26 protein-coding genes and 1 pseudogene are annotated in these 23,994 nt (G+C 31.7%); 22 read left to right on the forward strand and 5 right to left on the reverse strand.

Annotated features, from left to right (window positions below; translation table 11 throughout):
* The first annotated feature begins 457 nt into the window (after positions 1–457).
* On the forward strand, positions 458–655 hold the full coding sequence (locus tag GKZ86_RS10690) for a hypothetical protein (RefSeq protein WP_154783098.1): 198 nt from the start codon (positions 458–460) through the stop codon (positions 653–655).
* Positions 656–783: 128 nt separating this feature from the next.
* Here the strand turns inward: GKZ86_RS10690 and prfA are convergent, their stop codons facing one another.
* Complete coding sequence (prfA, locus tag GKZ86_RS10695; protein WP_026981929.1) at positions 784–1,860, reverse strand: peptide chain release factor 1; 1,077 nt, start codon at positions 1,858–1,860, stop codon at positions 784–786.
* Positions 1,861–2,132: 272 nt separating this feature from the next.
* Positions 2,133–2,543, reverse strand: a complete 411-nt coding sequence (locus tag GKZ86_RS10700; protein ID WP_154783099.1) for a type II toxin-antitoxin system HicB family antitoxin — start codon at positions 2,541–2,543, stop codon at positions 2,133–2,135.
* Positions 2,544–2,817: 274 nt separating this feature from the next.
* Here GKZ86_RS10700 and GKZ86_RS10705 point away from each other — a divergent pair, with 274 nt between their 5' ends.
* The 10 genes from GKZ86_RS10705 (at position 2,818) to GKZ86_RS10750 (ending at position 9,929) form a co-directional block, all read left to right on the forward strand.
* Positions 2,818–3,411 carry an HAD family hydrolase gene (locus tag GKZ86_RS10705; protein WP_154783100.1) on the forward strand — a complete coding sequence of 198 codons (594 nt, stop codon included), beginning with the start codon at positions 2,818–2,820 and terminating at the stop codon, positions 3,409–3,411.
* 14 nt (positions 3,412–3,425) lie between these two features.
* A complete protein-coding gene (locus GKZ86_RS10710) occupies positions 3,426–4,031 on the forward strand; it encodes an amidophosphoribosyltransferase (protein WP_154783101.1) in 606 nt (201 codons plus the stop codon).
* 29 nt (positions 4,032–4,060) lie between these two features.
* On the forward strand, positions 4,061–5,062 hold the full coding sequence (locus GKZ86_RS10715; protein ID WP_154783102.1) for a DNA-processing protein DprA: 1,002 nt from the start codon (positions 4,061–4,063) through the stop codon (positions 5,060–5,062).
* A gap of 79 nt (positions 5,063–5,141) precedes the next feature.
* Entirely contained in the window at positions 5,142–6,026 is an 885-nt protein-coding gene (locus GKZ86_RS10720) for a DUF6602 domain-containing protein (RefSeq protein ID WP_154783103.1), read from the forward strand.
* Complete coding sequence (locus GKZ86_RS10725) at positions 6,023–7,078, forward strand: nucleoid-associated protein (protein WP_154783104.1); 1,056 nt, start codon at positions 6,023–6,025, stop codon at positions 7,076–7,078. Before GKZ86_RS10720 ends, GKZ86_RS10725 begins: the two co-directional genes overlap by 4 nt.
* 31 nt (positions 7,079–7,109) lie before the next feature.
* Entirely contained in the window at positions 7,110–7,616 is a 507-nt protein-coding gene (locus GKZ86_RS10730) for a hypothetical protein (protein WP_154783105.1), read from the forward strand.
* A gap of 112 nt (positions 7,617–7,728) precedes the next feature.
* Complete coding sequence (locus GKZ86_RS10735; protein ID WP_154783106.1) at positions 7,729–8,169, forward strand: hypothetical protein; 441 nt, start codon at positions 7,729–7,731, stop codon at positions 8,167–8,169.
* Positions 8,170–8,262: 93 nt separating this feature from the next.
* Positions 8,263–8,631, forward strand: a complete 369-nt coding sequence (locus GKZ86_RS10740; protein WP_154783107.1) for a hypothetical protein — start codon at positions 8,263–8,265, stop codon at positions 8,629–8,631.
* A gap of 265 nt (positions 8,632–8,896) precedes the next feature.
* Positions 8,897–9,397, forward strand: coding sequence for a DUF3859 domain-containing protein (locus GKZ86_RS10745; RefSeq protein WP_154783108.1), 501 nt, complete (start codon positions 8,897–8,899; stop codon positions 9,395–9,397).
* 85 nt (positions 9,398–9,482) lie between these two features.
* Positions 9,483–9,929 (forward strand): hypothetical protein, encoded by a 447-nt coding sequence (locus tag GKZ86_RS10750; protein WP_154783109.1) that lies wholly within the window; start codon positions 9,483–9,485, stop codon positions 9,927–9,929.
* Between the two features lie 76 nt (positions 9,930–10,005).
* Here the strand turns inward: GKZ86_RS10750 and GKZ86_RS10755 are convergent, their stop codons facing one another.
* Entirely contained in the window at positions 10,006–10,344 is a 339-nt protein-coding gene (locus tag GKZ86_RS10755; RefSeq protein WP_154783110.1) for a hypothetical protein, read from the reverse strand.
* Positions 10,345–10,568: 224 nt separating this feature from the next.
* On the opposite strand from GKZ86_RS10755, the gene GKZ86_RS10760 reads away from it, so the two are divergent.
* Positions 10,569–11,366: a PhzF family phenazine biosynthesis protein gene (locus tag GKZ86_RS10760; RefSeq protein ID WP_154783111.1), complete on the forward strand. Its 798-nt coding sequence runs from the start codon at positions 10,569–10,571 to the stop codon at positions 11,364–11,366.
* Between the two features lie 74 nt (positions 11,367–11,440).
* On the opposite strand, the gene GKZ86_RS10765 is transcribed toward GKZ86_RS10760, so the two are convergent.
* On the reverse strand, positions 11,441–12,232 hold the full coding sequence (locus tag GKZ86_RS10765) for a DUF5995 family protein (protein WP_154783112.1): 792 nt from the start codon (positions 12,230–12,232) through the stop codon (positions 11,441–11,443).
* A 276-nt stretch (positions 12,233–12,508) separates the two neighbouring features.
* Between GKZ86_RS10765 and GKZ86_RS10770 the strand changes: the two genes are divergently transcribed.
* The 8 genes and pseudogenes from GKZ86_RS10770 (at position 12,509) to GKZ86_RS10800 (ending at position 19,298) form a co-directional block, all read left to right on the forward strand.
* The gene (locus GKZ86_RS10770) at positions 12,509–12,937 is read left to right on the forward strand and encodes a copper resistance protein NlpE N-terminal domain-containing protein (RefSeq protein ID WP_154783113.1); all 429 of its coding nucleotides are present in this window, start codon (positions 12,509–12,511) and stop codon (positions 12,935–12,937) included.
* A gap of 148 nt (positions 12,938–13,085) precedes the next feature.
* Positions 13,086–13,241: pseudogene (locus GKZ86_RS25615) on the forward strand (PLDc N-terminal domain-containing protein); the annotation flags it as partial.
* A 78-nt stretch (positions 13,242–13,319) separates the two neighbouring features.
* Positions 13,320–13,622: a hypothetical protein gene (locus GKZ86_RS25450; RefSeq protein WP_228526554.1), complete on the forward strand. Its 303-nt coding sequence runs from the start codon at positions 13,320–13,322 to the stop codon at positions 13,620–13,622.
* A gap of 74 nt (positions 13,623–13,696) precedes the next feature.
* Positions 13,697–14,257 (forward strand): YdcF family protein, encoded by a 561-nt coding sequence (locus GKZ86_RS10780; RefSeq protein WP_154783115.1) that lies wholly within the window; start codon positions 13,697–13,699, stop codon positions 14,255–14,257.
* 61 nt (positions 14,258–14,318) lie between these two features.
* The gene (locus GKZ86_RS10785; RefSeq protein ID WP_154783116.1) at positions 14,319–15,398 is read left to right on the forward strand and encodes an acyltransferase; all 1,080 of its coding nucleotides are present in this window, start codon (positions 14,319–14,321) and stop codon (positions 15,396–15,398) included.
* Between the two features lie 212 nt (positions 15,399–15,610).
* Positions 15,611–17,914, forward strand: coding sequence for a type IA DNA topoisomerase (locus GKZ86_RS10790; RefSeq protein WP_154783117.1), 2,304 nt, complete (start codon positions 15,611–15,613; stop codon positions 17,912–17,914).
* A gap of 248 nt (positions 17,915–18,162) precedes the next feature.
* A complete protein-coding gene (locus GKZ86_RS10795; protein ID WP_154783118.1) occupies positions 18,163–18,639 on the forward strand; it encodes a DUF6265 family protein in 477 nt (158 codons plus the stop codon).
* 149 nt (positions 18,640–18,788) lie between these two features.
* On the forward strand, positions 18,789–19,298 hold the full coding sequence (locus GKZ86_RS10800) for a hypothetical protein (protein ID WP_154783119.1): 510 nt from the start codon (positions 18,789–18,791) through the stop codon (positions 19,296–19,298).
* Between the two features lie 46 nt (positions 19,299–19,344).
* Here the strand turns inward: GKZ86_RS10800 and GKZ86_RS10805 are convergent, their stop codons facing one another.
* Entirely contained in the window at positions 19,345–20,505 is a 1,161-nt protein-coding gene (locus GKZ86_RS10805; protein WP_154783120.1) for an MFS transporter, read from the reverse strand.
* A gap of 171 nt (positions 20,506–20,676) precedes the next feature.
* Here GKZ86_RS10805 and GKZ86_RS10810 point away from each other — a divergent pair, with 171 nt between their 5' ends.
* Both GKZ86_RS10810 and GKZ86_RS10815 read left to right on the forward strand, forming a co-directional pair.
* Positions 20,677–21,402, forward strand: a complete 726-nt coding sequence (locus tag GKZ86_RS10810) for a hypothetical protein (protein WP_154783121.1) — start codon at positions 20,677–20,679, stop codon at positions 21,400–21,402.
* Between the two features lie 236 nt (positions 21,403–21,638).
* Positions 21,639–23,945, forward strand: coding sequence for a TonB-dependent siderophore receptor (locus GKZ86_RS10815; RefSeq protein ID WP_154783122.1), 2,307 nt, complete (start codon positions 21,639–21,641; stop codon positions 23,943–23,945).
* Positions 23,946–23,994: the final 49 nt, after the last annotated feature.

Here is a 23,994-nt window from a genome sequence, read left to right on the forward strand (position 1 = left end):
TTTTTAGGTATCTAACTTGCTTTATACGTTTTATAAACAAACGGTTAAACAGTTAATATCCTTCACTATAAATAAGGTTCTGAGGTGCTAAGTTACTAAGATGCTAAGGTTTATTTCTTGCAGTCTAAAAACAAAGCTTAATCTCAAACCAAAAAAGAGAGTGTTTCACGAATGTGAAATACTCTCTTTTTCATTTTTAAGACTTTGGGTAATTATCCGGTCCCGAATTTTCGGAATCGAAACTAAGATGCTAAAAAAAACAATCCGCACAAAACATTAAAACCTATTTAGGTACATCATATTTAAACATAGCCCACGGTTTAAACCGTGGGATACGAATCATGAAAATGTATTGTGATAATGCATTGCGACATTGCGTTGCGCTCCAACGGTTGAAACGGCTGGCTATGTTTTATTTAGATTGTTGTAATGAATCTTATGCAAAAAAGTCGTGATAATGCATTGCGTTCCATCGGTTGAAACCGTTGGCTATGTTTTATTTAGATTGTGTAATGAATCTTATGCAAAAATTGCGACAATGCGTTGCGTTCCAGCGGTTGAAACCGCTGGCTATGTTTTATTTAGATTGTGTGATGATCTTTATGCAAAAAAATATCCTGTTTCACTAATTGTGAAACAGGATATTTTTATATAATTAAATCTCCAGATTAAAACGCAGTATTTTACGCCTCTACAAAAAACCTCTGTACCTTTGAACCTATGCGCCTCTGAACCTAAATAAAACCTTAGAATCTCAGCACCTCAGAACCTTAGTATCTTAGATTAAAATACCTCCGAAGCTTCTTTCAATTTCTCCATATTGTTTACCAATTGAAGCTCGGCAACAATTTTCTGAATATCACCATTCATGATATTTCCTAAATCGTAAAGCGTTAAACCAACTCTGTGATCTGTTACACGACCTTGAGCGTAGTTATACGTACGAATTTTAGCCGAACGGTCACCAGAACTAACCTGAGAAGTACGTTTTGTAGCATCTTCAGCCTCTTTCTTCGCCAATTCTTGTTCGTATAAACGAGAACGTAAAACGTTCAATGCTTTATCTTTATTTTTATGTTGTGATTTCTGATCCTGACATTGCGCCACCAATCCGGTTGGAATGTGCGTTAAACGTACCGCAGATTTCGTTGTATTTACCGATTGTCCTCCAGGTCCGGACGAACAGAAGAAATCAACACGAACATCGTTCATATCAATTTGAACATCAAATTCTTCTGCTTCCGGTAAAACCATAACAGTAGCTGCAGATGTATGCACACGACCTTGCGTTTCAGTTTGAGGAACACGTTGTACACGGTGAACACCAGCTTCAAACTTCAAGGTTCCATAAACATCTTCTCCCGAAACTTCAAAAATAACCTCTTTGAAACCACCTGAAGTTCCTTCGTTCATATCAACAACCGAAGTTCTCCAACCTTGATTTTCACAATATTTAGTATACATTCTAAATAAATCTCCGGCAAAAATACTAGCTTCATCCCCACCCGTTCCGGCGCGAATCTCAACCATTACGTTTTTAGCATCTTCAGGATCTTTAGGAATCAACATAAATTTGATTTCTTCCTCAAGTTCCGGCAATCTTTCTTTTGCTTCGTCTAGTTGCATTTTGGCCATTTCGGTCATATCTGCATCACTTCCGTCAGCAATAATTTCGTTTGCCTCATCTATATTAGCCATCAAAAGCACATATTCATCACGCTTTTCAGCCAATGCTTTTAGGTTTTTGTACTCTTGATTCAATTGCACATAACGTTTCTGATCAGAAATAACATCCGGCTGGATAATTAAGTCCGAAATCTCGTCAAAACGTTGTTTTACTATTTGAAGTCTATCTAACATTTTCTAATTCCTTTTATTGGACTGCAAAATTACAAAATTTTTGTTGAAAATTCTATCATTAAAGTTTTGAGTTTTTTAGCTAGAATTTTTAGTGAAATTATGATGGTTTTTAGGAGCTGTTTCCTGCTATCAGCTATATCTTTTTAGGCAGAAAATTTTCGTTTGAATTAAGAAATTTTCGTTTACCTAAAAAGGATGCCGCTTCTATCAGGGCTAGGGGTTTTGGTTTCACAAGAAAGATTAAGGTTTCCTGTTATAAATTATTAAATGATTTAAACCAAAGTCAGATCACTTAATTCATCTGCCAATTTGTGTAATCCCTTAGAAATCTGTAACATTTTGTCACTCGATAAAGTAGCTAATCCTTTTGTGTATTGGCGGAATAAACTTTGATTCATTTCTGCATAATGTTCAGCAAAAGCCGACTTATTGATTACACTAAAATAATCAAAAACCTGCTCCAGATCTATTTGATAACTAATATCAAAATCGGCAATTTTCACCTTTTCTCCTTGTTCTTGTAGATATTCTACGTGATATTGAAGGACTTCATTAAAATTTGTTTTTATTTCAGATATGCTATTTCCTACTGTAGCTAATCCATCAATTTCTTTTGCATAAGCTGAAAAACCTGTACCAGTTTTTTCAATAATAACCGAAATTACCCTTTTTTTTGTATTCATATTCGTCTGAATTTTTACATTAAAATAAATGTTAGGAGAATATATAAATTTATAACAATTTTGTTATATAACAAAATTGTTATAACCTGAATTTATTAGTTATTTATGGTTTTCCGTAAAATCAGTGAAGCAAAAGAATCTACTTTTATAAAAAATCATTTTAAATAAAATCAGGGGTTTTTACTTGGTGATTAGTTTGAATTAAAGACGATGTTTGTTTTTATAAAAAAAACAATTATTTGCAATTACTCAAATCAAAAAGAATAAACGGAAAATGGAGCAAATAATTGAAACAAATCAAAACATACCAATAATTACAGCTAACAAAGTTTTATTCTTTGATATGGACGGGACATTAATTGATACAAATTTTGCCAACTTTCTTTCTTACAAGAAAGCGATAGAATCCGTAACAAAAATAGATTCTACCTTAATTTACAATACTGATAAACGCTTCAACCGCAGTGATCTTAAAAATTCGGTTCCTAATTTAAGCGAAACTGAATATCAAAAAATAATTCAAGAGAAGGAAAATTATTATTTAGATTTTTTACCTCAAACTAAACTAATTCCAAAAACTGTAAACATTCTTTACAGATACGCAAAGACAAATAAAACTGTTTTAGTTACAAATTGTCGTGAAGATCGAGCATTAATAACTTTAAATTATCACGCTCTAAATAAAACATTCAGTTATATCTTTTATCGAGAAAAAATTGACTATGAGAATAGAATAAATAAATACACAAACGCTATTAATCATTTAAAAATTTCAACAGAATCAATTATTGTTTTTGAGAATGAACAATTAGAAATTGATGACGCATTAAAAGCAGGAATTAATGAATTAAATATAATCAAAATTTAAATTATTTATTGAATATGGAAGTACTTGAAATACAACAAAATGAATATTTAAAAAATGATATAAATGCCTTCTACCACGGTTATCATCGAAATTGGAATGACACTAAAGTTGGATATATAAACACATTAAAAAATGATAGTGGTACTTTTACTGATCTAAGAAAAGAGTTTGGATATACATTAACAGGCGCTCAAAAAAAATTATACGAAGCTTTAGAGGAAGATCTACCTATTATTGCTGAAAAATCAACAGTTAAATATACAATTTGTGTAGTACCAAGATCAAAATGTAATAATAACTATAATCAAACACAACTATTATTTATTAATACAATAAAAAAATTTGCATTAAATAATTTTAATAAATTTCACGATGGAACAAATTATATTACTAGACTTATAGACACACCTACTACTCATTTAACCAAAAATTATAATTCAATTGATATAGGAATTACTAAGAGAACTTGTAATATTTCGAATAATGTAAGAGGAAAAGATATTTTGTTAATTGATGATATTTATACTAAATCTGTTAACATTGATGAAGATGCGATTCAGGCACTATTTGATAATGGTGCAAATTCTGTAACTTTATACGTTCTAGGAAAGACAATCTGAAACAAATTGTAAATTTAAAAAAGATAGAAATGAACTATACAGAGAACTCACTAAATATTATAACTGCAAAAAGTTACAAAGGTATAGGCAATGCTTGGATTGTAAAAAACATTAAAGGAAATGAAAATATTGATACAATCATTTCTTTACTAAATAAAACAATCAAAGGAGAACCAACTAATACAGGAGAATTTGAAAGCCTAAGAAAAAATTTAAAAACAAAACTTATAGAAAAATTTAAAGATTGTTGCGATGGTTTTGTGGCTGTGGGAGATCCAAATTTTCCACAATATAGAGGAAATGTAAAAGATAGTGAAAAGCCTGTCTTTCTTTATTATAAAGGCAATATAGATTTACTAAGTATTGAAAACAAAAATATATCTGTAATTGGGCTTTTAAATCCGGAAGGTGATATAGAAGAAAGAGAAAGAAAAATTGTCGCTGATTTTGTTAAAAATGGTGCAACAATAGTAAGTGGTTTGGCTTTTGGTTGCGATAGTATTTCACATCAACAAGCATTAGATTCCAATGGAAATACAGTTGCAATCTTACCAAGTCCCCTAAATAATATTTTACCCGCAAAAAATAAATCTTTGGCATTTCAAATTGTAGAAGAAGGAGGGCTGCTTGTAACAGAGTATGGTAATGATTTTAAAAGTCCAATGGAATTAAGCAGTCGCTATAAGGAACGTGATCGGTTACAAGCTTTGTTTTGCGATACAATCGTTTTGGCTGCGAGTTATGCACAGAATTCGGCTGAAAAATGGAAAATCCTTGGACGAAAACTTGATAGTGGAGCGCGTTTAGCAATGGGTTATGCAAAAGAATATAACATTCCTCGTGCTGTAATGTATGACCAAAATTTCGATGAAAATAATCCAATGTTTGATTTAAATAGAGAGCTTATTAACGAACAAAAAGATATTACAATTATCTCAAACAAAAATATCCACGAAACTGTAAAAGAAATTATTACAAAAACAGCAACAATTAAAAATATAATATCTTCTCAAACAAGCTTGTTTAGTTAGTAACAAGTAATAGCAAATCTGCGCTGACAAGTTGCGAGGATATGGAACCAAAATTAATGAATAATAAACTTTCTTGTATATGGGAAAAAGCATTCCTAACGTACGTTTTGAACTCAACAAGGTTTATAAAACTTATGTCAGCCAACTTCAACTAGCAGGCGATATTTCCAATATCTTATTGGACAATACTAATATCGATTCGGCTGGTGAACAGGTAGAAGGCTCTGTACGTATACTTTTAAAAGAGCTTCTTCCAGAAAGAGTTTCGGTCACACATGGTTACATAGTAGACAAAACGACAAATATTAGTTACCAGCAAGATATTTTGCTCGCAGAAAGTTTCTATACTAAAAGTTTGATTAAATCACTAGATGGAACCGAATTCTTTCCTTTCGAAGCAATATTTGGAAGTGGCGAGGTAAAAAAAACCTGGTCACAATCTAAGTTAAATGCTGCAATAAAATCTATTACAAGAAACAGAGAAGTCTTGAAACGTTACTCGATTCCATCTGATGTAATGTCAACTGGATCGAATTTCATAAAAGTTTCCGAATCGCTGACTAACAATTCATTTAGAAACCCTCTCTTTTGTTTTACATTCTCAATAGATTTTGATAAAACATACGACGAGGCAGAAATTATGAAAATCTATGAAGATACAAACAATTGGAAATTATTACCAAACATTTCAGTTATATTAAATCGCGGAATTGTGGTTTGTATAGATAAATTAAAACTGGAAAAACATAATGAACTATCAATTATTCTTTATCCGGAATTTATAACTGATTTTGATAAATATAGCTGGATTTTGTTAACTCTTGAGCCTGAACAAAATTTAGCTTATTTAATATTTATGATTACACAACATATCAATGACACTATTTTAGAAAAAGTGTCATCAATGGAATACGGAAAATCGCTAATTCAAATCGACCAAACATCAATACATCCTCTAAAATGAAATTTGAAAATCTAGAAATCAAACGAGTAACAATACACAAAATATTTGCAAAATCTAAAACTGTAACTGAACCGTATGCTGACGATTGCACAGAGTTTGCAAAATTGGGCAGTGAAGGTTTAAAAACTCTACACGATAGAATCGGATCTTGCTTAAATCACAAGTCTAAATTTTTTGAACTGCATCTTGCAGATGTTGCTGATACATCAAATTTTTTCACAATTCAAAAGCCACTTTGGAATTCTAATGAAGATGATTTTTTAAAAACTTCACAAGATATTGCTGATAAAGCTGCAACTGCACATAAAAATGCAAATATTCCTGATGGTCTATTAGTTGTTATTGAATGTATGGTATCCAATTTAAAATGTGTAATTGTAATCAAAGCTGAAAAATCAGATGCTTTTTCTATGGCAGGAACGAATGTACAGTTAATTAAAGATATTTTCCTTTCTTCAGACAAGGCACTTTATAAAATTGGCTTTACAGTTCATTATAATGAGAAAAGCAAAGCTGTAACTAACTATAGATTTTTTGTTTATGACGATTCCTTTTCGCCATCTAAAGAAGATTTAGCATACTATTTTTATCACACATTTCTAGGTTTTTCAACCGAAAGAAATAGTCAACTCCAAACAAATAAATTACATAAGCAATTGTCAAAATTTACTTTAAAACACATAGCTTATGGAGACAGATATACGGTTTTAAAAAATATCGATCGTGCATTTTTAGATACTAAAAATAACACCCTTAATGCTAAAGATTTTTTAACTTATTTTCCAGAAGAAATACAGGGACTTTTCATAAAAGAAATTGAAGAACATTTTCCTACCGCATTCGTAAAGGATACTGCTATCACAACAACAATTAGTACTAAACGTATTGAACTTACGGAAGAAACTACTTTGTTGCTAAAAAACGCCCCAGAAGGTGTTATTACTGGAAGTACAGACAACTTAGAAGATATAAAAAAACTCAACGCAAGTATTGATTCTGGTAATAAATATAATTTTGCCTTAATTCCAATAGAAAAGGTTAACCACCGTTAATGCGAGCGTTCGCTAAGAGTAATAAATAAATATGAAAATTATTTTAGAAAGAAGTTTAGATTTTAGACAGTTTCAAAATTTAATTATTTTGACTTTTATTACTGGAATGGTGTTTCTTGGAATGCTAAATTCGGTTGATTTTAAATCTTACTATATAATTGAAACAATTTTATTGATTTTGAATATTATTTTCATCGCAATTTTATTTTTCAAGAAAGGTTTGTTAATTGAAAATCAAAAACTTTATAATGCTATTTTTTTGTTTGGATTCTGCTTGCGAAAAAAGCTAAATGAAACATCAGAATTTCAACAGATTTCGATAATGCAAGGAAAGCTTTCAACCAATTATGGTTATTCATACGATATTAAAGAATTTCATAATTGGGAACCCGAATTAAATCATTCCATATCTAGTTTTACTATATTTATGGTTGATGAAAGAAAGAGCAATAAAAAAAAGATTCTTAGATTAGCTAAACCCGAAAAGGTAAAATTAGCAATTGATTTTATTACTAAAAATACCGATTTAAAGTTTTAATGCCTTCTACAAAATCTTCGATCGCTATGTGAAGTCTCTGACTTCATACCTAGCCGGAGAAATGATAAAAATAAAGTAATAAGCTAAAACTGCCCCACATAAAGTAATCAAAATGAAAACAAAAATCTTTTATATTTATGGAGTATTCTTTATCATTTTTGTTGCTGCCTGTTTTTTATGGATGATACGAAATGATACTTTCGCAGAAAAAGCCACTTACATTAGTTATAGAGATAAAGACATTGAGAAAGAATTAGGATACACTTTAGAAGAATATGTAAAAACCAAATCGATCATTACTTTACAACTTAATGGAAATGAAAAATATGATATCAGTATTCTGAATCGTTTTCAATTGGAAATTCAAAAAATAAAAAAAGAAGAAAATCCAAACAAAGGCATTCATTTAAAATTTGGAAAAAAAACTACGTATGAAAATGTTATTCGTTCTTTTCAGATTTGCAAAATAGAAGATTGCGCAACATACGCTCCTGATGGATACGACTTCTGGGTTTTTCCATATTATAAAAAGACATATTCTAAACTTAAATGAAAACCATTTTTGTAAACTTTTTTCAGTATGAGACAAAATTCACAAAAAAATCTACAGGAAGTTTTATATTTGTAATAATAAATCTATCTAAAAATGAATAAGTTAACCAAACTAAATCTTATTGGAGTGATTCTATTTCTTGTTTCTTGCTCTTCAATGTCTCCACTTGAAGTCAATAATACACTCCCTGCCCTTACAAAATCAAAATTCATTTCTCAGGCACAAGCACAAGAAAGTATAAACTCAAATGAATGCAAATTTTTGGTTCAAAATAGAAATTATGCTGCTCCTATTGGAATGTTTCCAAAAGATGATTTAAAAAATGCTGCAAAAGGAATTGATGAATGGGTTCAACTTGATGGAGGAAATGCTTATGTCTTAAAAAATTATAAATGGGTTACAGTTGACAAAGATGGTACAACACAACTTCATGTAGATTTTGATACTCTTTTATGCAAATAAACCCAGTTTAGGTTCTATCATCCAAATTTGACGTCCCGAACCCCGGCTCTGCAAAGTCTAAATCTTCAAAATCCGCAATCGCTGTGCGAAGTCTCCGACTTCGCGTAACCACTCCAACAATCCATAAAGAAAATAAAACTCTTCCAGACGGAATATCGCAACGGGTACGAAGTCGGAGACTTCGCACAGCATAATATTCCAATTAATATTCTAAATTCGCAGTTATAAAAATTAAATCTGTTAACCAAAAACCAACCCAATACCAATGAAAATTATCTACACTTTGCTTTCGTTCTTTGTTTTACAAACTATTTTTTCGCAAGCTACTATTAAATCTAAAAGTTACGGGACTTTAGAACTTAAAGAACTTGAATACGGGCTGGCAAAAGTCGAAGATGGCACGACAGAACAAGTTAACAACACTCCAACAGGCACTCATGGCTGGCTAAAAGACTTTGTTATAATTAAAAATACCGATTCGATTAAAGCTGTAAAAAAAGCAAATTTTGGAGTCGTATATATTGTAAAAGCCAAAGACACTGTTAATCTGGCAATCGACATCGAATGGATTTATCCGGAAAAAGTAACAAACAGTAAAGGAGAAAAATTTAAAAGTATAAAATATACTACCCAAAGACCAACAAACATTCCGTCTGCTTCTTCATATAGCCTAGATGAACCATATGAATTAATTAAAGGAAAATGGGAAATGAACCTTTATATCGAAAATAAACGTGTTTACAGCAAGACATTTATTCTGTATTAAAATAGATTTAGTTCGTTAATCCCCTCGCTAACGCGAGCGTCTCGCTCGTGAACGCAATCTCTGTCGATAGTTGAAAAAGCAAAAAATGACTAACCAAATATTATTTCTAATTGCTATTATGATTGGAGCATTTTATGCTAGAAAATATGGCATAAAAGCAAAAAGCGACATTGAAAATTACAATCAAAAGAAGACTAACGAGACAGTAAAAACAAAAAACGATTATTTGAACACAAATGTTTTTTATAATCTCAAAAATATGAATAATGGTTTTGATACTGAATCAATACATTATTTTTCTCAATCTGATTTTGAAATTATTATCAACAGAATTGAAGAACTTGGTATTGGAATTTTAGGAATTGAACCTTGGTTGAATGGCGAATTTTATGATATTAAAGTTGTCGAAGATTACGGAGGAATTTCTACAGATTCAAAATGGTACAGAAAAGCATTTGAAGAGTTCAAAAAAGAAAACGAAAATCTTTTATATGCAGCAAGTTATGATATTCAAATTCCTGTCTCGTTCTGAAATAATTTTACCTGTTTATACTTAAATAACAAGAAACCCCGCAATATTTAGCGGGGTTTTTAATTTTATATAATTTCTACATTATATTAGACTTCAAATAAAGTTGATGTATATCATCAAATAACTCCATCTCTGCGGCTGGCAAAAGTTGCAATGCAATTTCAAGAAAAGTCATAATATTAATATCAGAATCGGCTGTAAAGCTTGACAGACTTCGTGCATCTTTATTCAGCAAAACGATACTTGCTTTTAAGAGATCTGAAACCATTAAATTTAATTCGTTATAACCGGAAACCTTTAGTGTTACGTTAAACGAATGATCAACATTATGCTCCGGTTTTAGTTTTTCGAAATAATTTGCCTTATTCATTAATTCTAAAAGCTTTATCGCTTGTTCTTTATGCTGTGTTTCCATGATTGAATTTTAATTAAGTCTGATTTTATATTCTGATTTTTACGGAAACGAAATTAGAAGTAATAAATAACTTTTAAGTGATTGTATACAATCGGTTGTATGCAACTGTAATACCTAAAACATAAATAACAAACCAAATGACACAAATAATTATAAGTTTAAACAAGTAAATTCTCTAAATTTGATTAAAATAATACAGTTTTAAACTTATATAAAAATTAAAAATGAAAACATACTTTGTAGACTCGTTTACGAATGAAAAATTTAAAGGAAATCCGGCTGCAGTTTGCTTACCCAACACAGAACTAGACAGCAAAACGATGCAAAGTATTGCAACAGAAATTGGCTTTTCTGAAACTGCTTTTATAAAGCAAATTTCAGACAACGTTTACAGCATCCGTTTTTTTTCGCCAAAAACTGAAATTCCATTATGCGGACATGCAACATTGGCTTCATCAAAAATTGTTTTTGATACGACTTCATTTCAAAATATAAAATTTATTAACCGTGACAATGTTGAGCTGCTTATTGAGAAAATAGGAAATAAAATCAAAATGCAATTTCCTGTTTACGACACCCTGGAAACAGAAGTGCCTCAGGAAATGATAAACGCTCTTGGAATTTCTGAAATTTCAAATAAAAGATTCAGTCCAAAAAATAATATCATTTTAATTGAGATTAAAAGCGCAACCGAACTGGCAAATTTAAAACCTGATTTTACAGCTTTGGTAAATTCATATACCGGAATAAATGGTGTTTTAGTAACTGCTGTTTCAGACACCGAAACTTTCGATTTTCATTACCGCTATTTTTGGCCTTGGTCAGGTACAAATGAAGATCCTGTAACGGGCGGTGTTCAAACTTTTTTGACTAAATATTGGGTAGAAAAATTGAACAAAACAAAATTGAATGCTTATCAGTCTTCGTTAAGAACAGGAACGATGAGTACAGAACTTTTAGATGACAAAGTTTTCATTTTGGGAGAAGCTGTAAAAGTATTAGAAGGGCAATTTGTTTTATAATTTCCTCGATTTCTTCTTAAAATCTGCAATCGCTATGCGAAGTCAGGAGACTTCACATAGCGCCACGAGTAAAGTTAACTAACAGCACATTCAATATTTTTTTCTTCGATTATCTGCATATCAATTATTTTTTGAGCGACAGTTCCTCTTTCGAATAAGCGAATAAATTTGAAAACGGCACTAACAAAATACCCCGGATTCGAAACTAATCGGGCAATTTCTGTTATTCTTTGATCTCTTAACTGCGTACAGGCTTCTCTTTCATTTTCTGGAACAGCTACAAATTCGTTGGCAAATTTCCAGGCACCGTTTCTTGCGGTTTCCATGCTAAAATCAATAAAAAAGTTGTCTATTTTACCGGTAACTTTTAGTACCCACGTGAGCGTTGGCCAAATTTTGATTAAGCATTTTTCTACGCCTCCTACCAAATTGCTAAGAATAGCGTTTATCTGGTCAAAATCAGATTTTAAGTCTCCAATATCTTCTATTGTACTAACTTGGGCTGAAGCTATTCCTAAATCAAGGTTTACATGTGCATTAATTCCCAGTAATAAGTGTTGAAGAACGATTGGCCAAAAGTCTTCGGCTTGCTCAAAGGCAAATCCCCAACATTCAGATGGTTTTTCTTTTGCCTGATATTGATAATAGGCTTTTAAATATCTATTCGCAAAAATGACATCTAGTTTTTCCATTCTCTCACCATTTTGAAAAGAACCATCATGAATACCTTCCTTTACTCTTACAGTAACTTCACGATATAAGGTAGCAAACAAACCTATAGCGCTTTGCTCTACTTTTGATTTTTCTATTATTTCATCTAATAGCTGAATTACTTCATTTATAGTATTTGCTTGTTTTATATTCATTTATAGTTGGTTATGATTAATTAAGAAGAACGAATATAATTATTTTAACCATTCAATCATTTTTTTTATGAAGTAATTATCTTGTTATTTTTTATTTAATACCAAAAACTAATCATTATAAAAATTGGTGCCTTTTTATTTCTGTTCGTGAATTAATAACATGAATTTATTTCGACATAAATGCCTTTCTGAAGAAACAATAATTTTTCATAACTTCGTTTTTCTATTGACAAACATGTGTACAATTAACTCTAAAACGATATAAAAACCACACCAATGAAATTACTAATAACCACTTTGCTTTTAATTTTTAACCTTACTTTATCGGCACAATCAAGCAATTTTGTTGGCGATTATACACGTTCTCTTTCTGAAGAAGGAAAACATATAATCGAATATAAATTGACATTAAATCAAGATGGAACATTTGTATTTCATTCGTATTCGAAAATGCAGGGCGGAACGCCACCGGAAGTCAATCAATACGGAAAAGGAAAATGGAGTGCAAAAGACAATATGATTACTTTTTCTTCAGATAAAAAAGAAGATTTTGATGAAAAATATACTTTAGATTTTAATAATTCTAAAGCCAGATTTGTTACTAAAAACCCGAGGGATAAAACAGACAAAATCGTTAAAACCAGACTTTCGTTTTTAGAGTCAGGTATTTTCTGGATGCGAAAAATTGATATTTTTAAGGTTTAGAAACTTAAAAAACAATTAATAGAAATATAAAAAAGCTACAAGAAAATATTTTGTAGCTTTTTGCATTTATAAAGAGAAAAAAACAATCTTTGTGAAACACAGGATAATCAAAAAAATGATTTAACAATCTTAATTCTAAAAGCACAAAATGGACATTTTAGGTATATTGATACTTTTTGGAATATTTGCATTTATATGGTTCTTACCTACATTAAATGTTCTTTTCTCGAGAAAAACGAATCGAAGTGAAAAGCTTTTGTGGTTATTAGTCGTGTTTTTTACCTCTTGGTTGGGCTGGATTTTTTATTTGTTTCTTGCTCCTATCGAAAAACTATCCAATAAAAATAAAACCAGTCCTAAAACGCCCTTAAAAGTTTACGAAATGATTTTCATCTTTAGTTTTGCTGTCTTTATGATTTACAAATCCATAATTTGTTACCTCATGATGGGAACTTTATTATTATTTTACGGCATTTATAGTATTTCATCTTTGTCTCAGATTAACAAAAGCGAAATCGAATATGATGAGGGAATTATATCTTTTGAAGAAGATGAAGAAGGTTATAAAATGCTTGTTTTAAAAGGCAATTCGAAATATTTTGCCTTAATAATCCTTATTATTATAGGTTTCATTTTAAGTGCTTTTTCAATTATCGCTCTGTGGAGTAATACTAATAAATTCTAATTAAAATTAATCTTCCAAAGTGTAAATCCTAAAAATAGAGATTCATAATACACTAAAACATTATAAACCATTCTATGAAAAACTGGAAACAGGTATTTAAATTACTTCTAACACTATTTCTAATATGGTTTATTGGGCATGTAATATTTATAACAATTGACGGCTTAGCTGATAATGGAAAAAATGCAGATGTTGCGGTTATTCTTGGCAATAAAGTAAACGAAGACGGAACACTTTCTGAGCGTCTTGAAAAACGCTTAGAATGTGGTTTAAATTTATACCGAAATTATCGCGTAAAAAAAATAATTGTGAGCGGCGGTTTAGGCAAAGAAGGTTTTTATGAAGGAGATAAAATGAGGGATTTTTTAATTGCAAACAAAGTTCCTGATACAGCAATAATCGTAGACAATTTGGGAAATAATACGCGCGCAACGGTACTTAATACAATGAAATTAAAGGATAGTTTGCACTTTAAAAGCATAATTGTCGTGTCACAATATTATCATGTAACAAGAACCAAAATGCTATTTAAAAAACAAGGTTTTCAGAATGTTAGTAGCGTAAGTCCGAATTATTTTGAAATTAAAGATCTATATTCCATTTTAAGAGAATTTGTTGGTTACTATACACAATAAAAAACATCAATCACACTCTTAAACACAACCAAATTTATAAGCCACAGCATTAAAATAAAACATGACACAAACAAATACCGAAACCTTAAAACCAAAACAACATTTTGAAATTCTTGATGGTTTAAGAGGAATAGCCGCTTTGGCGATTGTAGTTTTTCATTTTATGGAAATCGTTTATCCGCCCAGCGAAAATTTTATTGCACATGGTTTTTTAGCAGTCGATTTTTTCTTTTGTCTTTCGGGATTTGTTATCGCTTATGCCTATCATGACCGAATTGGTAAAATGAAACTTACCGACTTTTTTAAATTAAGACTTATCAGATTGCATCCTTTGGTTATTTTTGGTTCAATTTTAGGTTTACTGGCTTTTCTTTTTGATCCGTTTGGCGGTCATCCTGAAAGTTATGAAACAGGCAAATTGATTCTGATATTTGTAACTTCCCTACTTCTGATTCCGTTTCCGGTAATGGCAGATCGTTATTTTAACTTGTTTGGTTTAAATGCGCCCGGCTGGTCTTTGTTTTGGGAATATGTTGCGAATATTCTGTATGCGCTTTTTCTTTACAAATTAAGCCGTCGTTCGCTTTTTTTATTAACCGTTTTTGCTGCAGCCGGAATTTGTTTTGTCAGTCAGCGCGCAGGCGGTTCCTTAATGGGCGGATGGAGCGGAGAAAACTTTTGGGATGGTTGTGCCCGTATTTCATATTCATTTTTAGCAGGAATGCTCATTTACCGCTCTAACTGGATTATTAAATCTAAACTAGGTTTTATTGGTTTATCTGTCTTATTACTTTTAGTTTTTGTAATGCCTTTTTCCAGTTGGAATTGGCTGACAGAACCTCTGGTAGTTTTACTTTATTTCCCCTTTTTGATTGTTTTAGGAGCCGGAGCTACTCTTGCGCCGGGATTTAGAAAACTATGTATCTTCTTCGGAAAAATATCTTATCCGCTATATATGACGCATTATGCCGTAATGTGGATGTTTGCGAACTATTATACAAAGTACAAACCAGAAACAAGTCAATTGGTTTTTATTATAATTACCGGAACAATGGTTTTACTTGGCTTTGCTTATTTAACAATGGTTTTTTATGATATTCCGGTTCGAAAGTATTTAACGGATAGAAGAAGGAAGGGTTAAGCGTAGAGAATTGTTCGCAAAAATCAATAGCATTTTTTTGTCATCCTGAGGAACGAAGGATCACACTAGCAGCTCCGCAAACAAGGTCGTCAATCTTTGTCGAGTTTCGAGTGTGATCCTTCGTTCCTCAGGATGACAAAAATGGGATAAATAACCTTTGCCCCTTTCTTATAAAAAATCCCTAATTTCGCTTTCAAAATAAGAAGGAGAAAATGAAGGTCTGTATTGCTGAGAAACCAAGTGTAGCACGTGAAATCGCATCCGTTTTGGGCGCCAATACCAAACATGACGGATATTACGAAGGCAACGGATATGCCGTAACTTATACTTTTGGACATTTATGCACCTTAAAAGAACCAAACGATTACAAACCGCATTGGAAAAGTTGGGATTTGAACAACTTACCAATGCTTCCTGAAAAGTTCGAAACGAAAGTCGTTCAGAATTCAGGAATTCAAAAACAATTTAAAATTGTAAAAAGCTTATTCGACAAAGCCGAAGTCGTTATAAACTGCGGGGATGCCGGACAGGAAGGAGAATTGATTCAGCGTTGGGTCATGAACGAAGCGCATTATAAAGGCGAAGTGCAACGCCTCTGGATATCGTCCTTAACAACTGAAGCCATAAAAGAAGGTTTTGAAAACTTAAAACCATCTGCCAATTACGATAATTTATTCTACGCCGGATTTTCAAGAGCTATTGGCGACTGGTTACTCGGCATGAATGCTACACGTTTATATACCGTAAAACATGGCGGTTACAAACAAGTATTGTCTATTGGTCGCGTGCAAACGCCAACTTTGGCAATGGTTGTAGACCGTTTTAAAGAAATCGAAAACTTTAAACCACAACCTTATTGGGAATTGCAAACTTTATACAGAGAAACCCTTTTTAGTTATGAAGAAGGTCGTTTTCTAAATAAAGAAGATGGACAGACTCTAGCAGATAAAGTCAAAGAAAGTGAATTCGAAATTGTTTCGGTTGAAAAAAAGAACGGAAACGAATTTGCTCCAAAACTGTTTGATTTAACTGGTTTACAAGTGTATTGTAATACTAAATTTGGATTTTCGGCAGATGAAACGCTTAAAATTGCGCAATCTTTATACGAACAAAAAGTAGTTACGTATCCCAGAGTTGATACGACTTTTTTACCAAACGATATTTATCCGAAAGTACCGGGAATTCTACAAAAATTAACCCATTATTCGGCTTTAACGCAACCGCTTTTAGAAAAAAAGATCAAGAAATCACCAAAGGTTTTCAATGATAAAAAAGTTACAGATCACCATGCGATTATTCCAACCGGAATAGAAGCCAATTTGCCATTCAATCAGCAACAAGTTTATGATATTATTGTAAAACGTTTTATTGCCGTATTTTATGACGATTGTTTGGTAGCCAACACCACAGTAATTGGAAAAGCTGCCGAAGTAACTTTTAAAACTACCGGAAAAGAAATCTTAAAAAAAGGATTTCGTGTTGTTTTTGAAGATCCGAATGCCAAAGAAAAAGAAGCCGATATTTTGCCCAGTTTTGTTGTGGGAGAAAAGGGCCCGCACGAACCTTCGTTTTTAGAAAAAGAAACCAAACCGCCCAATCAGTTTACAGAAGCTACTTTATTGCGTGCTATGGAAACCGCAGGAAAACAGGTTGACGACGAAGATTTACGCGAATTGATGAAGGAAAATGGCATTGGTCGTCCGTCTACGCGTGCGAATATTATCGAAACGCTTTTTAAACGTCAATACATTGTTCGAAACAAAAAACAGGTTTTGCCAACACCTACAGGAATTCAGCTTATTGATACAATTCAGAATGAATTAATAAAATCAGCTGAACTTACCGGTTCCTGGGAAAAACAATTGAAAGATATTGAAAAAGGTACTTTTACAGCCGGCGCTTTTATTAAAAACATGAAACGCATGGTTGAAGCTTTGGTTACTGAAGTTCGAAGCGAAACAAGACATGCCAATATTTCGCATGCAGGAAATATTCAGAAAGAAGTTGTAAAAACAGAAAAAAAGAAAGCTGCAGGAATTCTGGCAGAAGTTTGTCCAAAATGTAAAAAAGGGAACATTCTAAAAGGAAAATCGGCCTACGGATGTTCTGATTATAAATTGGGATGTGATTTTGTATTGCCGTATATTTTTTCGGAAAAGAAAATCTCAGAAATTCAATATTTAAGATTGCTTGAAAAAGGATCAACAGTAAATATAAAAGGCTTTAAAACAGATTCAGGAACTGTCGAAGGTTTAATTCGTTTTGAAGAAAATTTCAAACTTAAACTTGAACCTAAAAAAACAACTCCTAAAGCTTCAAAAGCAGCAACATCGGATTCAATAACATGCCCGAAATGCAAAAAAGGAATTGTTTTAAAAGGAAAAACTGCTTATGGCTGTGGCGATTATAAATTAGGATGCGATTTTAAAGTGAGTTTTGATGAAGTCAGAGCGCAATTGAAAGATCAAAAACCGACAAAAGAGTTGGTTTATTCGATTTTAAACGCCAGTATTTAATTTTTTTTTGCCACAGATTACAATAATTTTTCTTGGATTTTTTTGCCACGAATTTCACGAATTAATTCTTTGTGATTCTTTATAAATAAAGCGTTTTTGAAATCATTTTAATCCTTTAACCTGCTTCAAATGTTTTAGTTTGAACTTTTATTAATTGATTGTAAAATTAGTGTTATTTGTACATGTATTTTTTTATACAATTTTTTCATACATTAGTGCTGCTAATTAACCCCAAAATTATACCACCTATGTTTCAAAAAATTACATTTATCATTATCTTCTTTTCCATTATTTCCTGCGAAAAAAAGGTAACTGTAGAAAAAGACAAAATCAAAGTTGCCGACTGGCTTATTGGAAGTTGGGAAAATAAATCACCGGACGGCTTATTGACTGAAAACTGGAAAAAAGTAAACGACAGTACTTTTAGTGCGACTTCTTTTTTTATCAGAGGAAATGATACCTTGCATTCTGAAAAAATCACTTTATCTCAACAAGGAGAAATGCTAATGTACAGCGCCACCGTAAACGGGCAAAATAATGATAAAGCGATTGATTTTCCGTCAACTACAGAAACGGAAAACAAATTGATTTTTGAAAATCCGTCACATGATTATCCTCAAAAAATCACGTATACAAAAGGTGCAAATAATACTTTAACTGCTGAAATTTCCGGAGATTTAAGAGGAAAGAAAACTACAGAGCGGTTTATTATGACGAAGAAATAACATCTATTTTAACTGTTAGGTGTAAAAAGTTAAGTGATAATAGAATTTCTCTATTTCATCTGCTTTAGTATCATTTTCTATTTGATCTTAATTTAAGTTTAAGATCTACATTCGTAATTAATAACCTGTTAGTTTTAAAAAAGGCTGAAATGACTGACATCGAAATAAAGGTAAAAATTTTGGAAATTTTTACTAAACAGAGACAAAGACCTAATCGGGATTTTGAAGAATCTCATTTTATGGATTTTCTAACGTATCCTGCATATCAAAAAGATACAATCAAAAATTCTTTTACAGGAGTTAGAAAATATTATCGATTTATGTACAAACTTGAACTCGAGTTTGCAATTTGTTTTAGACCATCTGAACTCGATACTTATTATAGTGTTGATAGCTTAACAAAAAAAGTAATCGAAAGAATAGCACAACGACATGGAAATTTAATCATCGTCAAACAACGCCTTGAAGAAAAAGAAACGTACTATATAGAAATTGTATTGCTAATTTTACTTTTAGCGCTTTACTTTTTTTGGGGAATAAATGTTGTTTCTATACCTTTTGCTCTTGTTTTTGGATTTGGTATTTATTGGATATTCGGCAGTAAAATAAAATATCGCCTGCATAATAATAAACTAAGAGCCAGAATATTAGGAAGATAAAAACATTTTCAAATTGCTTTATTTCTTGATATGTTAAGGAAGAATTTTATTCTTCCGCGCCAATTTTATTTACCATAAAAATCATTAGTATACCCAAAAGCGCCATTACCAAAAAGGCCCATTTCATACTTAAATATTCAGAAATAAAACCAACCATTGGCGGAACAAGCAAAAACCCGAGATAACCAATAGTAGATATAGATGTTAGTGCAGAACCGCTGCTAAGTTTTGATGATCTTCCGGCAATGCTAAACACCAACGGAACGACGCAGGAAACTCCAAACCCTATTAATACATAACCAAAAATAGTAGGATAAACATACGGCAAGAGAAAACAAATGGAAAATCCTAAAGTGATCAGAATACCGCTGTAAAGCAGAATTTGTTTCGTACCAAATTTCATCACTCCAAAATCTCCAAACAAACGTCCTAAAGTTACGGCTGTCGCAAAAAACACAAATGCGGCGCTGGTTAACTTTGGAGACGCATGCAATATATTCTCAAAATAGATACCGCTCCAATCATACATGGTATTTTCGCAAGCCATAGAGACAAAACAAATCAGGGCAAACTTTACCAGGTTTTTTTCAGGCATTGAAAAGAACTTCTTTTTTACCGGTACAGGTTCATTGTGAATACTTAACGGATAAAAACAAGCCGTAAGAGCGAGCATAAAGATACTTACTCCCAATAAATGATGTGATGGTGCAATATGCTGTGTTACCATTACATAACCTAAACCTGCTCCTGAAAAAACAGCAATACTCCAAACTGCATGAAAACGGGTTATGATTGATTTTGGATATAATTTTTGAACCTCAAGAGATTGTGCATTAATTGATAAATTAAAAATATTTCGAGAAGCTCCAAAAATTAAAAGTATAATAACCAACTGCCATACAAAAGCGGCTAAACCCGGTAAAGACAATACAATATTGAACATGATTGCGCCTAACAACATAATATAACGGCTGCTGTATTTATTTAATAACTTTCCTGTAAAAGGCATCGTCAGCATTAAACCAATAGGAAACGCAAATAAAACAGCTCCAAATTGGGCTTCACTTAAATGTAATTGTGCTTGTATATGCGGAATTCTTGATACCCAGGAAGAATATCCAAATCCGGAAAGGAAAAAAAATACAGTATTTGCTATACGAAATCCTCTAGGTGTATTTTGAATTTTTTTAAAGAAAGGTAAAATCATGTAATCACTTTTTCAGACTGCAAAATTAAGCCTTTTAAAACGAACTTCTACCCTTTTCGGTTTTTCAATAATAGTTAAAAATTACTTTTTAAGGTTAATTTTATTTTTAATTATTCTAAATAAAAGTTAAGTTTGTGGAAAAATTATCTATCACTATTAAAACTTGGTCTTATGAAATCAAATACATTTAAAACTTTAGCATTCTTATTTTTAATGTTAGTTGCTTCTCCAAAATTACTTGCACACGCACTTTGGATCGAAACTAAAGCAACTGGGACAAAAGGAAAAGCTCAGGAAATTTCAATTTATTTTGGAGAGTTTTCAGATAACGACATTACGAAAGCTGACAAATGGTTTTCTGATTTAAAAGATTTTACTTTGGTATTGGTTTCTCCTTCAAAAAAGGAAACAAAATTAACTTCAAAAGCTTTAGATAATAAATATCAGGCATTTTTTACTCCGGATGAAGATGGCGTTTATACTATTGTAATGCATCATACGGTAAAAGATGTTTACGGAACAATGAAATTAGATTATAATTCTAGTGCTACAGTTGTTGTTGGTAATAAAACAGCAGGAAACTTTGCTACTGCTAACAATAATATTATTGGTTTGTTTAGCGAAAATGCTGACATCGCAAAAAAGAATACAAAAATTGACGGATTTGCTTTGTATGAAGGTACAGCTGCAAAAGAGCAAAAAATAAAAGTTATAGCTCCAAATGGTTGGGAAAAAGAATTATGGACAAATGATAAAGGTCAATTTTCTTTTACACCAATCTGGCCAGGAAATTATATGGTAGAATTTGCTTATACTGAAAAATCAGCCGGAGAACATAACGGCAAAAAATACGATGAAATCTGGAAAATGGCTACTTACTTAATTACAGTTAAATAATTTAAAAAATTTTTAGGTTTCAATTTTCAATCAAACCTTGTTCTGTAGAGCAAGGTTTTTTTATTCAAATGGAATCAATTATTAAACAATAAAAATTATAAAAGCAAAATCTTAAGCTAATCTTAATTAAAAAATAAGCAAACTTTAAGCAAGATAATCATCTCATAATTTTTTGTTAAGGTAATAGCATCTCTATATTTGCACACTTTAATCTTTATTGAATCTAAATAAACATCATGAAACATAATTTAATACTATTCTTAGCCTTAATAAGCTTTGCTGCTGCTTACAGTCAGAATCACACAAATACAGATAATAGTACAAAAAACGATACTGTAAAAAACAAAAAAGGAGAAACACTAAATGAAGTTTTAATTACAACCAATAAACCTAAAAAACCTATTGAAGCCGCACGTTCCGGAATTAAGGTTATGGACTTGCCGCAAAGTGTTCAAATTATTGGAAATGATGTAATCGAACAACAACAAGCTATTAGATTAAGTGAAGTGGTAAAAAACCTAAATGGTGTTTATGTAGGATCTGCTCGTGGTGGTGCTCAGGAATCTTTTTTCTCAAGAGGATACGATATGAGTACAAATAATATGTTTAAAAACGGTTTTCGTTATAATGCAGGTTCAATTCCTGAAGTTTCATCTTTAGAAAAAGTAGAATTCTTAAAAGGAGGTTCAGCTTTATTGTTCGGTAATGTTGCGCCCGGCGGAATCATGAATTTGGTTACCAAAACACCAAAATTTACGCAAGGTGGTGAAGTATCTATGCAAGCGGGAAGTTATTCTTTTTATAAACCATCTTTAGATATTTATGGACCATTCTATAAATATATAGCATATAGATTTACAGCTTCTTATGAAAACTCAGAAAGCTTTAGGGATTTTGTAAAAAATGAACGTATCTATATCAATCCTTCGTTTTTATTTAAGCTAACCGATAAAACTCAAATTACACTACAAGGAGATTATTTAAGTGCTGACTGGACTCCTGATTTTGGTACCGGAATTGTTGGTAAAACAATTTTAGATTTACCTCGTAATGAATATTTTGGTGCACTTTGGTCAACAGCAAATACGAAATCTTCTAGTGCTTCATTATTGCTTAATCATGATTTTAATGCCAATTGGAAATTAAACTTTAATTCTTCTTTTCAGTCTTATCGCAGAACTCAGACTTCTACTGCACAGTTAAGTACGGTTGAAGCTAATGGAAATTGGAAACGTGGTTTAACAAAATCTGATGGTGCAGAACAAATATTTGGTGATCAGTTAAGTTTGCAAGGAACTTTTAATACTGGTAGCATTAAACACCAGATATTTACGGGAGTTGATTATGAAAATTCTATTGCGCCAAGTTACACTTATGGTTTCTATGCAACGCCAACTTCTACTGTAGCAATTACTACAGAAGCTACCGCAATAAATCTTTATAATTACGATTATAGTACACAAAGTCTTGATATACCTTATCCAACGAGAGCAACTCAGTTAGCTACAACAAATACACAACGTTTTGGTGCTTATGCTCAGGATTTAATTTCGATTACAGATTATGTAAAAGTTCTGGCAGGATTACGTTGGTCATGGCAAGAAAGTGATGTTACAACTTCTAAAGAAGTAATAGAAAAAGTGAATGGAACAGATGCTATTACAACTACTCTGGAAAATTCAACACCTGTTACTGGATCTAAAACCCTAAACAGAGCTTTTTCTCCTAAGGCAGGACTGGTAATACAGCCTACTAAAGATTTGTCTTTATTTGCGAGTTACTCCAACTCTTTTACTCCAAATACAGGAACAACAGTAGATTTAAAACCTTTAGATCCATCTATTATAGATCAATATGAAGTTGGTATTAAAAAAGATTTTTGGAAAGGTCTTTTGAGTACAAACGTAACAGTATATCAAATAACTAATAATAATTTAGCACAAACGGCTCCGTTCTTAGCAGATGGTGTTACGCAAAATGCCACAACTACTTTAAAAGAATTGGTAGGTGCTACAAAAGGAAAAGGAATTGAAATTGATATTACTGCCACACCTGTGCAAGGGTTAAATATTATGGCTGGTTATAGCTTTAATGAAACAAAAGTATCTAAATCATCAGGAACAAACGGTAGTCTTGTTGTTGGCGATATTTTAGCAAGAACTCCAAAAAATACTGCCAATTTGAGTTTTTTCTACGAATTGCCTAGTGGTTTATTAAAAGGATTAACTTTTGGAGCTGTTGCAAATTATGTTGGAGACCGTACAGGTGGCTGGAATGATGATTATTTATGGACTGCTGTTAAACCTACTCCTGCTAATCCAAACCCGGATCCTGCATATATTGTAACCATTAGAGATCGTGACATTCCATTAAAAGGATATACAACTATCGATGCTTCTTTAGGTTATGTTTGGAAAAAATTCTCAATCTTATGCAAATTATCAAATATTACAAATGAGCTAAATTATACGGTTCACGAAAATTATAGTGTAAACCCAATTGCACCAAGACAAGTAATGACAAGTCTGCGTTATAAATTCTAAAATTTTGAATTAGATTTTTCCATTTAGCATTTGTGGAAATTTTAAACCT

It is taken from the genome of Flavobacterium sp. LC2016-13, from assembly GCF_009707955.1.
Taxonomy (GTDB): Bacteria; Bacteroidota; Bacteroidia; order Flavobacteriales; family Flavobacteriaceae; genus Flavobacterium.